The sequence below is a fragment of the Nocardioides panzhihuensis genome, from assembly GCF_013408335.1.
In the GTDB taxonomy this organism is placed as follows: Bacteria; Actinomycetota; Actinomycetes; order Propionibacteriales; family Nocardioidaceae; genus Nocardioides; species Nocardioides panzhihuensis.
Genome location: NZ_JACBZR010000001.1, coordinates 5559619 through 5573183, shown reverse-complemented (window position 1 = coordinate 5573183; position 13565 = coordinate 5559619). Strand labels below are relative to the sequence as shown.

The following is a 13565-nucleotide window of genomic DNA, read 5'->3' as shown; positions in this document are numbered from 1 at the left end:
TGATTTTGGGCGAGGTTGGGCACCTCGGGACGAGACTGCTTCCTCGCCGCTACGCCCCTTCGCCCTGGGCGTATCGCGGAGCCAATGACTCCATCTGGTCCATGACCAGCTGAATGGCGCCCGCCTGCTTGTCGGGCGGGTACTTGTACTTCACCAGCAGCCGCTTGATCGAGGACCGCAGCTTCGCCCGTACGTCGTCGCGGACCGTCCAGTCGGTCTTGACGTCGCGCTGCATGATCGCGACAAGATCGCGGGCGATCTGGGCCAGTACGTCCTCGCCCTGGAGTTCCACAGCCGACTCGTTGCTGGAGACGGCGTCGTAGAAGGCGAGCTCGTCGGAGTCCAGCGGCGGGGAGAAGTGCTGCCCGCGGTTGGCTTCCGCAGCGACCTCGTGAGCCAGCTCGATCAGCTCGGCGATGACTTCGGCCGAGGTGAGCTGGGAGTTGGTGTAGCGGTTCATCAGCTCCTGGATCCGCTCGGCGAAGGCTCGCTGGCGTACCAGGTTCGACCGGGTCACCTGGCTCGACTCCTCGGTGAGCAGGTCACGCAGCGCCTCGATCGCCAGGTGCGGGTTCTCCGCCTTCTGCGCCTTGGCCAGATACTCCGGACCGAGCTCGCTGAGCGACGGCTTCGGCAGACCGGCGGCATCGTAGATGTCGACGATCTCTCCGGTCACCGTCGAGGTCTCCACGAGGGAGGACAGCAGGCGCTGGATCTCCTCGGGCACCGGCCGGCCGGATGCCTGCCGTTCCTGGGCGTCGAACTTCCCCATCCAGACGCGGACCTCTTCGTAGAACCTGACCGTCTGGCGCAGTCCCTCCAGCGTCTCCTTGCCAGCAGCCAGAGCCCATGCTCGGGACAGCTGGTTGGCCAATTTGCGGAAGCTGTCGGACAGGGTCTCTTCCCCGTCACCTACGACATTGCCTGGCGTCGCAGGTGAGCGCAGGTAGTTCGTCAGCCCGACCGCAGCCTTCACCCACGCCCGCTGCTGGCCATCGAGCTTGGAACGCCAGTTGAACCCTGCGCAGTGCGCGTCGAGCCGCTCGACCAGGTCGTTGGCGAGCTTGGCAGCCTCATCGACGTCCCGCCCGACAGGGCGCTCCTTCTGGTCGGTCTCGGTGTACTCAGCCAGAGCCTTGCTGAGGTTGTCGGCAAGCGGTGCGTACGCAACCAGCAGACCGTTCGGCTTACCCCGGAAGGTCCGGTTGACCCGCGCCAGCGTCTGCATCAGCAGGGCGCCCTTGAGCGGCCGGTCCAGGTACAGGGTGTGCAGCGGGGGTGCGTCGAAGCCGGTCAGCATCATGTCCTTGACGATGACGATCTGCAGCGGATCCTCAGCGTCCTTGAGACGCTTCTGGATGACCTTGTTCTGAGCCTCGCGGCGGACGTGCTTGCCGACCAAGCCGCTGTCCGAGGCCGATCCGGAGTACACGACCTTCACCACTCCCTCGGCTTCGGAGTCTGCGTGCCAGTCGGGGCGCAGCGCGATGATCTCCTCATAGAGGTGGGCGCAGATCTCCCGGGTCCCACCGACGACGAACGCCTTGCCGGGCGACTCGATGAAGGGCGTGATCGCGGTCGACCGCGCCTCCCAGTGAGCCAGCAGATCCGCGGCGAGCGTTTTGAGCCGTGCCGGGGCGCCGTAGACCGCGTTGATGACGGCGACCGACTTCTCGATCCGGTCACGCTCGACATCGTCGAGTCCGGCGGTGGCCTCGTCGGCGGCATTGTTGAGGTCGTCCTCGCTGATCTCGCCGGCCCGCTTCACCTGGATCAGGCGAGGCTCGAAGTAGACCTGCACGGTCGCACCATCGTCGACGGCCCTGGTCAGGTCGTATGTGTCGATGACCCGACCGAAGACCTCCTCGGTGTTGCGGTCGTCGAACGAGATCGGGGTCCCAGTGAAGGCGATGAACGCAGCCTGCGGAAGCGCGTCCCGGATGTGGCGCGCATACCCGTCGAGGTCGTCGTAATGGCTCCGGTGGGCCTCGTCGACCACGACGACGATGTTGCGTCGCTCGGACAGCAGCGGGTGATCGAGCCCCGACTCCTTCTCCCGTTGTGAGAGCCCGAACTTCTGCAGCGTCGTGAAGTAGATACCACCGGTCATCCGGTGGGTGAGCTCGTCCCGCAGCTGAGCACGAGTGGCAACCTTGACCGGCCTTTCGCTCAGGAGGCGGCTGCTGTTGAAGCTCTCGAAGAGCTGGCTGTCAAGCTCGTTACGGTCGGTGACGACGACGATCGTCGGGTTCTTCAGCTTGGGCTGCTGAGAGACGGCGTGGGCGTAGAGCTCCATCTCCATCGACTTGCCCGAACCTTGGGTGTGCCACACGACGCCGGCCTTGCCGTTGCTCTCCACAGCCGTGACGGTCGACCCGACCGCCTTGGTCACCGCGAAGTACTGGTGCGGCTTGGCGATCCTCTTGGCATAGCCACCAGCGCCTTCGTCGAAGGCGACATAGTCGCGCTGGAGCTGAAGGAACCGCTCGAGGTTGCCGACGCCGTCGATCAGGTATTCGAGCTCGACACCGATCGAGAGGTCATCGACGTCGACTCCCGGCTTGATCGGCCGGCCGTCGTCGTCGACGTTCCACGGCGAGTAGTGGTTCAGCGGCGTGAACGGGGTCCCGTACCTGGCCGTGATCCCGTCGCTGACGATCGAGAGGACACAGAACCGGAAAGCCATCGGGAACTCCCGAAGGTACGTCTCCAACTGTGCGTGCGCGCTGGACAGATCCGCCTGCTGCGACCCGGCCCGCTTGAGCTCCCCGATCCCGACAGGCAGGCCGTTGAGATAGAGCACGAAGTCGAACCGCCGCTCCTTCTCCCGGTTGCGGATGGTGACCTGGTTGACGACGTTGAACTCGTTGTCGGCCACGCGGTGACCTACCAGCCGGACCGTCGGGCTCTGCTCGACCCCGTCGTCATCGACGTACGTCAGCCCGCGGTAGCCGTCGACGAGGATCCGGTGCAGCCGGTAGTTCTCCGCGATCGCGTCCTGCGACTTCGGCGCGACGATCTCGGCAAGCGCCTGGGCAAGGAAGTCCGCCGGCACCACGGGGTTGAGCCGCTTCATAACCGCCAGCGTCCGGTCGGGCATCACCAGATCGGACCACTCTTTGCGCCCGTCGTGGATGCCCGGGAGCACCTCCGACCCGCGGAGCGCCTCCCACCCCTGCTCGTGGAACGCCTCGACCGCGATCTGCTCCCACTCCGCTTCGCTGACCATCGCCCGTCCTGTCGTCGACCTTTGCTTTCGACTGGAAACGTACGCCGCCAAGCCGGGCGTGTGGGCAGAACGCAGTGTTAAGCGCCGTTAACAGTCGACGGCCCGTGACCTGAGGAGCGAGCATCGGGACGGCACCCGAAAAGATGCCCGCAACTTACGCAATTCCGCCCTGACCTCCGCTGCCATAAATTGGGAGCGTCCTAAGTTATGGCTACACCCTGAGGCTGGCTACATGCATAAGTTTCACCAGCCCGCCTGACGGATCGCAGAACGAGCGCTACCACAAGGAACCTTCGATGCGATTCTCGATGAAGAGTGCGAGCGCCTCAGGATGGCCTTGCGCGGCGGCCATCCGCTGTCGACGCAAACTCTCGTGATCGACACGCTCCCACGCGATCGGGTGGCCGGCAGCTTCCGCGAGTCTGGCGATGACAAAGGTCTGCGACCGTGTGTTCCCATCACGGAAAGGGTGGGCAACGGTGAGCTTGGTCCAGAACCGAGCGAGCTTCGCTGCGAAGTCGAGGTAGTCCAGTCCTTGCAGAAAGTCATGCTGTACAAGCTCGTCGAAGGCGTCGTCAATACGCTGCTCGACTTCGGCAACCGGGCAGTACACGACCGACGTACCTGCCGCCATCACGTCGACGTCTCTGACCTTGCCTGCCCACGAGAAGAGATCCCGGAAGAGATGCCGATGGACCCCGTGCAGATACGCGCGGTCGATCCGATCGGGAGCGGGCTGCGTTTCGAGATCCGCCCAGGCAACGGAGACGAACGCGTTCGTGGCTTCGTCCAACTCTGTCGCGTCGGTGATCCCCAAGAGATTACGGAGAACCCCGCCCGAGTTGGGATAGGTGTAGCGATCGTCCCCCGGCATCCGACCTACTTGCGGTACTTCTTCATCAGCTCAACCCGGGCTTCCTCAGGTGTGAGTTCGCCATCCAGGACACGCGCAGCGCGGCGCATGTCCTCCGCCGTCGGTGTATGACCAGCGGCCTGCTGGCCAACCTCGATCTCCGCGAGAGCACGCTCCCGCGGCCTCCTCTCGCGCCCCGTCCTGAACATGTCGACCGCGCTGACGCCGCTCGGGCCTACATCGAGCAGGGCCGATCTCGTCAGTTCAGCGGTATCACGCAGGTTGCTTCTGACCAGATCCGCGAACCAGTGCAGTGCCTCGGCATTGGCTGCACTGACCCTGCTTCCGCTCTGCCACATGTGAACCGCCCGCCGCGAGACGCTGAACGCCTGCGCGAGCTGCTCCCAGGTCAGTCCGGACCGATCCTTGATCCAGTTGATCGTTTCCTGGTCCGAGCGACCAGCTGGCACCCCACGCTCCGCCGGCGTCGGCCGTTCCACGGGTCCGCGAAGCTCGGATCGCTCGAAACGCCGATGCTCAGTTGCCGCTGAGGCGGGACCCACCGAGATCGTTGCCGTCATCCCCACCGCGGCAGCGACGGCGATCGCCGACTCGGCGATCTTTCTGGCGAGAGGAGATGCCGAGGTAGCGGCAACCCGCGCGCTGTCGCCGAGCGGTGCCGCGGCGTCGTATGCGATCGTCATCAGACCTCACCTCCAAAATGCTGCAGAAACTCCTTGGTCACGGCCCACCGGAAGAACCGATAGGCCGCTTCTCCGAGATCGCGGGCCACCCCGACTGCATCTACGCCCTTGGTCGGCTGCTCGAACGAGCGAAAGGAGTCCAGATCAAGAAGCCATGAGTGCCGGTCCAGGGCGGGAACCGACGGTAGGAACGTCTCTCCAGGAGCCAAGATCCCCCATCGAGCCAGCAACTGGTCAGACTCGCTGCGGGCATACAGGTTCTGAGCCATGCTCTGCGCGACCGGTGCTGCGTTGGCCCCAACGAACATTGCTCCTACCAACTCGGGGCGCACCATGGTTCCGAGCTGGTCAAGAAACGGCCGTTCAGACACACGGTTGACGTAGCGAAAGCCGATCCGCTGGACCCCTGGTTCGCCGACCACCTCAACGAACGCGCGCCAAGCCTCTCCCAACCGTTCGCAGAAGTCTTCCCTGCTCGAGTAGTCCGTGGTTTCGAGGCTGAGAAATCCAGAGGAGAACCCAACTTTCCACCCCCCGTCTTCCGACTGGACTCTCCAGATGGTTTCGCCCTGCTGCTGGCTGGTCACCCCGTCGGGAGTCAGCAGGAAACCGACCTCGTGCTCACGCGCAAAGGACGGGTACGCATCCTTCAGCCGACTCACGACGTCGCCCGCCGCGTGCTCATCCGCCAACGCGGACAGGCTCGGAAACCTGATCTGCGCGAGCGTCAACGCTAGCGGCGCATCCGGCAGTGGGACCTCGACGATCGCCTCGGAACCGAATGGGCTGCTGAGAGAAGTGAAGGCCGCCACACTTCACACAATACTTCACACTCGCAAGCTCTCGGCAACTTTCTCAGTCTCTGGACCCCGCCGGCCGCGGCCCATCGTCAGAACCCCGTATGCACGGGGAGACGTCCTCGGCGGACACCTCTCGGGTGGTCACTTGCACACATGTGAGGCTCGGGTGGTCACTTGCACACATGTGAGGGGAGTGACCACGCTGCTCGCTGATCAGGCCAGCACTGTCGCGTCGATGTCCTTCACTCGAAGCTTCCCGGACATCAGGAGGGGGAGGAGTTCGTCGCGGAATGCGGCGAGTTTGACGTTCTCCGCGAGCGCTGACGCTATCTGTGCTTCGAGTGCGTGCAGTTGGCCCTCAAGTACGTCGGCGGCGGCCGGATCGATGGCGGGAATCTCGATCGACTCGAGCTGACTCTTATTGATCGAACCGAAGACGGTGCCCTCGGCCTCGTAAGGGGCCCAGGCGCTACTGGCCGCACGGACCTGATGCAGGAGAGTGGCTGAGCGACCGTCCCGCGGGCGGAGTCCGGCAACGCCGCGCCCCAAACAGAGTTGCTCGTTTGCGACATTGGTGCGACCTACAGGAGCACGGACGCTCAACAGCACATCGCGCTCGGCTGCAGTCCGAACTGGCTCAGTCGTCCAGACACGTCGAGTCGGGAACCGCACGCCGAAGTCACGAACACCTTGATAGAAGGGCATCCCCGTGCCGTCTTCGTTATAGCTCGTTCCCGGTGGCGACGAGCCCATGGTAACTGCTGCGACCTCGACCAACGGCACCGAACGGTCGACCAGCGCCTGCTGCATCAGAGCAGTAGCCAGCTGATCAGCGGACGCGATGACGCGCTCGTTGCCGGCGATCTTGTCGTCGAGGGCGCCTAGGACCTCGGCGATGGAGCGCTGCTCCTCAAACGATGGCGCCGGGATGACAATGTTGCGGAGCGATGACTGCCGGATCCCGAAGACTGTCGTTCCCGTCGATCTGCCGACAAGGTCGGACCGCACCCGTTCGGTTTGAAGAGCGTAATAGAGATAGCCCGAGTCGAGTATGCCTTCTCGGCCCCGCAGCCCGTATAGGCGCTGACCGAGGACCAGCGGCTCATCCGAGGGCACCCTGGCAACACGTCCTAACGGCGCTTCCGAGGTGAGTAGGACATCGCCGGCACGGGTCGGCACCCCCATCCACCGTGCATAGGTCTTGCTGTCGACAAATCTTGCGTCGCTGAGATCGAGGCGCCCGTTCTTAACCAGAATCGCGGAAGCGACGGGAACACCATCAGCTTGGAAGTCAGATCCAAGTTTGGCGGGAGTCTTCCCGCGGTGATCGATCAAGGCTTCAAGCGACTCACCGAGGATCAGATCACGCATCGAGGCGCTCCAACTGCTGGCGCACGACCTTCTCGAGGCGGGCTGACTCGTCGAACGCCTCCAGAAGCTCGGTCGTGAGGCGGTTGATCTTGACGTCGACGGGTTCCCCGTCGTCTTCTGCTTCGGGGGCGCCTACGTAGCGGCCGGGGGTGAGTGCGTAGTCGGCTGCCTTGATGTCGGCCAACGTGGCTGACTTGCAGAAGCCGGGGATGTCTTCGTACGGCGACTGTGTTGGTTTCGACACGGATTCGCTCGTTCCTCGCGAATCCGGCTCAACCAACGGGGACGAGGGCTCGACCGACGGTGACGACGGCTCAAACAGCGCCGGCTGGTCGCTGGTCGAGGGGCCGTTCATCCAGCGGTGGTAGGTGTCGCCGATCTTGGCGATGTCTTCGTCGGACAACGAGCGCTCGGCGCGGTCGACCATGTAGCCGAGGTTGCGGGCGTCGATGAAGAGGACTTCGCCGGCGCGGGAGCCCTTGTTCTTGGCGAAGAACCAGATGCAGACGGGGATGCCGGTGGAGCGGAAGAGCTGGGTGGGCAATGCCACCATGCAAGAAACCAGGTCCGCTTCGACGATCTGGGCTCGGATGTCGCCTTCGCCGTTGGAGTTGGACGACATCGAGCCGTTGGCCATGACCACGCCGGCCTTACCGCCGGGCGCGAGCTTGGAGAGGATGTGCTGGATCCAGGCGTAGTTGGCGTTGTTGGCGGGAGGTACGCCGTAGCGCCAGCGGGGGTCCTCGGTGTTGCGGGCCCAGGACTTAATGTTGAAAGGCGGGTTGGCCATCACGTAGTCGACCTGGACATCGGGGTGGATGTCTCGGGCGAAGGTGTCGCCCCAGCGGGGGCCGAGGCCGGAGTTGTTGATGCCGTGGATGGCGAGGTTCATCTTCGCCAGGCGCCAGGTTTCCTCGTTGGCCTCCTGACCATAGATCGAGATCGCGGTCGGGTCGCCGTCGTGGGTCTCGATGAACTTCTCGGCCTGGACGAACATGCCACCCGAGCCGCAGCAGGGGTCGTAGACGCGACCCGAGGTCGGCTCGAGGACCTCGACGATGGTGCGTACGACCGCCGGCGGCGTGAAGAACTCGCCGCCGCGCTTGCCCTCGGCAGCGGCGAACTTGGCGAGGAAGTACTCGTAGACCTCACCCATCAGGTCGCGCGCACGATGCTCGCCCTGGCGGGAGAAGCGCATCGAGTTGAACAGGTCGATCAGCTCGCCGAGGCGGCGCTGGTCGATGTTGTCCTTGTTGTAGAGCCGCGGCAGGGTCCCGCGCAGGGACTCGTTGGCGTTCATGATCGCGTCCATGGCCTCGTCGACGAGCGAGCCGATCGTGCGGCCCGCCTCGTCACCGATCGCGGGCTTGCCCTTGGCGTTCTCGGCGAGGTGCTGCCAGCGGGCCTGGGCGGGGACCAGGAAGACGCCGTAGCCCTGGTACTCCTCGGCGTCGTCGATCAGGTCGGCGATCTGGTCCTCGTCGTAGCCGTCCGCGAGCAGATCGGTGCGGATGGTCTCGCGGCGCTCCTCGAAGGCGTCGGAGACGTACTTCAGGAAGACCAGGCCGAGGATGACGTCCTTGTACTGCGCCGCCGAGAGCGAGCCGCGAAGCTTGTCGGCGGCCTTCCAGAGCATGTCCTTGAGCTCGTCCATCGTCGACGGTGTCGACGGATCCTTCTTCTTACGTGGTGGCATCAGCCTGCTCTCCTCTGGGTGCTGTCGGACTGGTGGTCGGTGTCGAGGGTGACCGTGCCTGCGGCCACTCCGTCGATGAGTGCGTTCTGGAGCTCGTGGGCTGCCGCCAGGCGACGGCGCAGCTCATCGATGTGGTCGTCGATGCCGGCCAGGGTGCGGTCGAGTGCGTCTCCGGCTTCGGCCGCCAGCGCCGGGACCGTCCAGGCCTCCCACTCGCCGCCGGTCTGCCGGTTGATGATCGCAGCCAGCGCATACGGGCCGACCGGCGCACCCTTCATCAGCCGCAGGATCCTGGACGGCGACCGCACCATGGCGCCGCCGGTCTCGTCCACGAGAGCCGCCGGGGTGCCCTTGTCTCTGAAGACGACGTCCCCCGGCTCGGTCCTCGCGGCATGAGGGTAGTGCCGCTCGGCGTCGAAAGGATCAAGGCGTACGCCGGCTGTCGCCCCGTCCGCGGCAAGGACCGGGACGGTCCCATCCGGATCGGCGTGACCGAGGTCGATCCGGGCTCCACGGATACGTTTGAGATGGCCTCCGTCGCAGAGCTCGGCAAGCGATCGCTGGCGGAGCACGACCGAACCCGGCGCCCGGTCGACGTCGACATCGAAGCCCGTCAGCGAGGTGCTGGTCGTCAGCGTCGCGGCATGGACCCGGTCGAGGTGATCACGCTCGTGCGACGTGCCCAGCCGCGGCGCGACCGCACCACGTGGCACCAGCGACGCCTTCCCCGCTCGGACCGGCGCCAGATCGACGGCGAGCGCGTAACGAAACGCGCGGTCTTCGGTCTGGGCCAGCGCGCCGCTGAGGTCGGAAGCCAGATCGGCGAGGTCGAGATCGGCACCTGTCAGATCGGCCACGCGGACTCGATCCGTGTGGACCTGTCCGGAGAGGACCCAGAGCCCCAGACCTTGTCGCGCAGCATCTTTGCGCATGCCCCGTGGGAGCCTCGCAGCGAAACCCAGGTTTCCGGACCGAAGCGTCTGCGCTCGCTGCGCGTCCAGGTCGCCGGCGAGCCGGTCACAGAGTAGTGTCGACGGCCCGAGAACAATGGCCGCGTCGAACGGACCGAGCTCGAGGACTGCATCGTCGACCGCTATCAGCGCCTCCGAGTCCGTGAACCCGATCAGCGAAACCACGCGTACCGAGCTGGCTGCATGGTCGACGACCTCGACTCCCTTGACGAGAGCCCGCCGGCGCAGCTGTCGTGCGGCCTCGTTCTCACCTAGGAGCAGACCTGCGAACCCATCCGCGAGCTCGATGGCGAGCTGGGTGTCGCCTCCTGGATCCAGAGCGACGTCGTCGCCGAGGTGGAGACGGGCTGTCTCGACGACGGTACGAAGCAGCGTGAGGAGCTCGTGGGCGAACCCAGCATCCTGAGACTCCCGGCGCAACCTCCCGGATCCGATCCGCACCAACGCGTCACTGAAGCCGTACGACCCTTCGACCAGGTCGTCCACGTAGCGCAGCGTCGCGGCGTCGAGCACTGCTCCGGCCATCTCGCGCTTCACCAGCAGATCCTCCGGATCGTGGTCGGCAGCGGCCGCTGCGACACCGCTCGGGGTCAGCGGCTCGAGTTCGGTGACTCCGAGCGCCCGCAGACACAGCAGGGCCACCACGGTCTCCGTGTCGACGTCCAGCGGTGCGGACAGAGTCGGGGCGTCGTACGCATGATCGGGGTTGTTCCCACGACCCGTCTCCGCCAGCCAAGCAACGATCTCGTCGCGGTCGAACCGCTCGATGCCAGCAACTGTGTCGACCGCCGCCGGAAAGGGGATCACCCTGCCACGTACGTTGGGCCGCCGGCGCCACATCGAAACGGCTGGGCGGCTCACATGCGCCAGGTCCGCAATGTCCTGCATGGTCAGCGTCGGTGCAACCGGCTTCACATCGCAACCCCTTCCCAGCTCGATTCCGATACTTCGCCTCACCATAGAGCCAGCAGCGGTCTCTAAACGCAGGAATTGCCGTTAAACCCCCTTATCAGCGATCCCCGTAGTCGATCGACCCTGTCAGCGTCAACCTTCACTCATCACGAGCTGCAACCCCGCAGCCAGAGGGAGGGAAGAACAATGACCAACGAGCCCACGGCGAACGTGCGCCAGCAGATGTCTCAGGCCGTCGCCAAGGAGGTCGCCGACGGCGGCTGGCGGGTCGAGTCGCAGACCGAGTACCACACGGTGCTGGCCAAGGGCGGCCGCACGAACCACGTCCTGCACCTGATCCTCACCATCGTCACCTGCGGGTTGTGGTCGGTCGCCTGGCTGCTCATCGCGCACCTGAACCGGCGGCAGAGCTTGGTGCTCCGCGTCGACGAGTACGGCAACTTCAGCCGCCAGACGACAGACTCCAAGGGAGCACTGATCGGCGCCTGTGCGGTCGCCGGGGTGCTGGTAGTCGGTGCCATCGCCGGCGCAGTCGGCGGCGACGACACCGGCAGCGCGACCGATGCCACCACCGAGTCGGCTCCCAGTGCTTCCACCGGCGACGAGCCGAAGGCCGACAAGCCGAAGGCTGACAAGCCCGAGCAAGGTTCTGCCAAGCGCCCGTTCAAGGTCGGACAGACCGCGAAGCTGGAGGGCACCGCCTACACGGTGACCGGCGCGAGCACCCAGGACAACGTCGGCGGCGAGTTCGGCGAGCGAGCGGACGGCGTCTTCGTGGTCGTCGACCTCACCATCGAGAACACCAAGGACGAGACCAAGACGTTCATGGACACCTCTGCGGTGTTCATCGCCAAGGACGGAACGAGATACGAGGGCTCCGACGCCGCGATCTACCTCGGCGACGAGTCCCTCTTCCTCCGCGACATGCAGCCGGACCTCGCGACCAAGGGCAAGCTCGTCTTCGACGTACCCCCGGCAAAGGCCGCCGGCGGCATCCTCCAGGTCTCCGACCTCTTCGGGCGCGGCGAGTCCCACTTCGCACTCGGCCTGAAGTAGCGCATCCCATCAGGGGCAGCGACGAGTCGCTGCCCCTGATCCGTCTCGGGCGCCAGACATCAGCTCAGAAGGAGATCCCATGTCCAACGCTCCAGAAGACCCCACGTGGCACGACCAGTCCGACTGGCCTGCACACCCCACGTACGCAACGCCCGTCCCCGCCTCGGAGTCTCCTCGGCCGCGGTGGCCCTGGGTGCTCGGCGCCGTCGTAGCCGTCGTCCTTGCCATCGTCGCTCTGCTAGGCACCACCCTGCTGGCCGACTATCGCTCCGAGCAGGAGTCAGCCGAGGCAATCACGACCTGCACCAACGAGATCGGCGAGTTCGTAGAAGCCGTTCTCGACGCCTCTTCACGCGCAGAGGTCGGCATCACCCAGGCCGACCTCGCAACTGCGATTGGCGACGCTTCCGCCTTTCGAAACCGAATAGACCGTGACGAGCTCAGCCCAGCCTGCGACTCGGCCTATCGCGCAGCCGACAAGGCCCTCTCCATCTATGCGGCGTCCTCGACCACCTGGAACGACTGCATCTGGGACGACTACTGCGACCCGGACACGGACTTCGACAACTCCGACTGGTCCACCGCCCAGGAAACCGCCCAAGCTGCGTACGACGCCATGCTCGCGGGCATCTCGGTCGACGCCGTCACCAACTGACGCGGTCGCTCACCTGGTGGCCCCTCAGACCGGAGCCGTCACTCGGACGCTGCACGCGACAAGGGCGACAGCCCCCACCGTGGCAGCGCCGAACAGGCTGGCCAGGCCAGCACCCCGGGCGGAGCCGGAGCTCCCGCCTTCCCACGCGAACCCACACCTGCAGCACATCAGTCGCCGGCGGCCCCCCGCCGTACGCGAGAGAACCCGGATCTCCTCGTCTTCGGTGCACTTGGCACACATAGCCGAAGCCATCGAGTGAACTCCTCGCACTTCTACATGAACAGAATCCGTACAACTCCCTCCAGAGTGACACAGGCACAGCCCCGTCATCCAGTTGAGCACGACCTGTGTCTGAACTGTGAAGCTGCTATTGACCAGCCGAAACGTCGCTGGTGTTGGCCACGCCGTAGGGGATGTGCACCCCGGCGATCGACCCGACCGCGGGGTCCAGGTGGGTCGTCTGGTCGTCGAAGAAGATCAGCGGGCGCAGCACCTCGAGCACGCGCACCTTCTCCACCCCACCCAAGAAGAAGGCCTCGTTGACGTAGACGTCCCAGGACTGCAACGACCGGATCGCGCGCTCGTGAGCCGGGGCGCCGCGGGCGGTGACCAGCGCGATCCGCAGCCGTGGCTCGTAGTCCGGCTCCTCCAGGCGGCGCTGCTCCTCGATCTGCTGGATCCGGTTGAGATCACGGAGCAGCGGCTGCAGCGGCCCGGGCTCGAGCGGCTCGGCCTTGCGGCTCGCCTCGTAGGCCCGGTACCTCTCGATCCCCTCCTCGCGGTAGACCCGCTCGGAACCGTCGTCGGCGAGCACCCCGTCGAAGTCGAAGGCGACGACGACGGAACGGTCGGTCTCGTCGTACGTCGCAGCCGACGGCAGCACGTGACCGGCAGGGAAGCCTTCGTGGTTGGCCGCGATGACGTCCTCGCGGTTGCCGCTGAGGAACAGCGACATCTCGAGCGCGCCGATGTAACGGTGGGGCGAGCGCCCCTGGGTGAAGACCGCGCGGGTCATCGGCAGGCCGTGGTGCTCGATCGAGCGCATCACCCGCAACCCGGTGTTGGGGTCGTTGCGCGAGACCACGATCACCTCGACGAGACCGTCGTCGACGTCGGCGGCCAGGTCGTTGAGGCTCAGCAGCCGCTTGATGAACGGGAACGCGACGCCGGGCCGGAGCGGCTCGTCGATGCGTTCGTCCTGGTAGCGGCGGTAGGCCTCCTCCCCGTGCTCGCGGAAGTACGCATCCGACTCGGTCAGGTCGAAGAGCGCGCTCGACGCGATCCCGACCACCAACCGGTCTCTCAGCTCATATCCCAC

Annotated in this window: 10 protein-coding genes; 2 read left to right on the top strand and 8 right to left on the bottom strand. The window is 65.5% G+C overall.

Translation table 11 applies throughout. From position 1 onward, the window contains the following. Positions 1 to 49 precede the first annotated feature (49 nt). The 7 genes from BJ988_RS26375 to BJ988_RS26345 form a co-directional block, all read right to left on the bottom strand. Positions 50 to 3229 (bottom strand): type I restriction endonuclease subunit R, encoded by a 3180-nt coding sequence (locus BJ988_RS26375; protein WP_179660801.1) that lies wholly within the window; start codon positions 3227 to 3229, stop codon positions 50 to 52. Between the two features lie 277 nt (positions 3230 to 3506). Continuing rightward, positions 3507 to 4103, bottom strand: a complete 597-nt coding sequence (locus BJ988_RS26370; protein ID WP_179660800.1) for a Fic/DOC family protein — start codon at positions 4101 to 4103, stop codon at positions 3507 to 3509. 5 nt (positions 4104 to 4108) lie between these two features. Beyond that, complete coding sequence (locus BJ988_RS26365) at positions 4109 to 4786, bottom strand: antitoxin VbhA family protein (protein ID WP_179660799.1); 678 nt, start codon at positions 4784 to 4786, stop codon at positions 4109 to 4111. Continuing rightward, positions 4786 to 5598, bottom strand: a complete 813-nt coding sequence (locus tag BJ988_RS26360; protein WP_179660798.1) for a TIGR04255 family protein — start codon at positions 5596 to 5598, stop codon at positions 4786 to 4788. The genes BJ988_RS26365 and BJ988_RS26360 overlap by 1 nt, the downstream gene beginning before the upstream one ends. 201 nt (positions 5599 to 5799) lie before the next feature. Continuing rightward, positions 5800 to 6957, bottom strand: a complete 1158-nt coding sequence (locus BJ988_RS26355; RefSeq protein ID WP_179660797.1) for a restriction endonuclease subunit S — start codon at positions 6955 to 6957, stop codon at positions 5800 to 5802. Beyond that, positions 6950 to 8653 carry a class I SAM-dependent DNA methyltransferase gene (locus tag BJ988_RS26350; RefSeq protein WP_179660796.1) on the bottom strand — a complete coding sequence of 568 codons (1704 nt, stop codon included), beginning with the start codon at positions 8651 to 8653 and terminating at the stop codon, positions 6950 to 6952. Before BJ988_RS26350 ends, BJ988_RS26355 begins: the two co-directional genes overlap by 8 nt. After that, positions 8653 to 10539, bottom strand: coding sequence for a hypothetical protein (locus tag BJ988_RS26345; protein ID WP_179660795.1), 1887 nt, complete (start codon positions 10537 to 10539; stop codon positions 8653 to 8655). Before BJ988_RS26345 ends, BJ988_RS26350 begins: the two co-directional genes overlap by 1 nt. 183 nt (positions 10540 to 10722) lie before the next feature. Here BJ988_RS26345 and BJ988_RS26340 point away from each other — a divergent pair, with 183 nt between their 5' ends. Next, on the top strand, positions 10723 to 11592 hold the full coding sequence (locus BJ988_RS26340; RefSeq protein ID WP_179660794.1) for a DUF4352 domain-containing protein: 870 nt from the start codon (positions 10723 to 10725) through the stop codon (positions 11590 to 11592). A 79-nt stretch (positions 11593 to 11671) separates the two neighbouring features. After that, a complete protein-coding gene (locus BJ988_RS26335; protein ID WP_179660793.1) occupies positions 11672 to 12247 on the top strand; it encodes a hypothetical protein in 576 nt (191 codons plus the stop codon). A 367-nt stretch (positions 12248 to 12614) separates the two neighbouring features. Here BJ988_RS26335 and BJ988_RS26330 read toward each other — a convergent pair whose 3' ends face one another. Then, the gene (locus tag BJ988_RS26330; protein ID WP_179660792.1) at positions 12615 to 13565 is read right to left on the bottom strand and encodes a 5'-nucleotidase; all 951 of its coding nucleotides are present in this window, start codon (positions 13563 to 13565) and stop codon (positions 12615 to 12617) included.

Coding starts and splice junctions, on each gene's coding strand:
- BJ988_RS26375 (WP_179660801.1), bottom strand. CDS start 3,229: ATGGTCAGCGAAGCGGAGTGGGAGCAGATCGCGGTCGAGGCGTTCCAC.
- BJ988_RS26370 (WP_179660800.1), bottom strand. CDS start 4,103: ATGCCGGGGGACGATCGCTACACCTATCCCAACTCGGGCGGGGTTCTC.
- BJ988_RS26365 (WP_179660799.1), bottom strand. CDS start 4,786: ATGACGATCGCATACGACGCCGCGGCACCGCTCGGCGACAGCGCGCGG.
- BJ988_RS26355 (WP_179660797.1), bottom strand. CDS start 6,957: ATGCGTGATCTGATCCTCGGTGAGTCGCTTGAAGCCTTGATCGATCAC.
- BJ988_RS26350 (WP_179660796.1), bottom strand. CDS start 8,653: ATGCCACCACGTAAGAAGAAGGATCCGTCGACACCGTCGACGATGGAC.
- BJ988_RS26340 (WP_179660794.1), top strand. CDS start 10,723: ATGACCAACGAGCCCACGGCGAACGTGCGCCAGCAGATGTCTCAGGCC.
- BJ988_RS26335 (WP_179660793.1), top strand. CDS start 11,672: ATGTCCAACGCTCCAGAAGACCCCACGTGGCACGACCAGTCCGACTGG.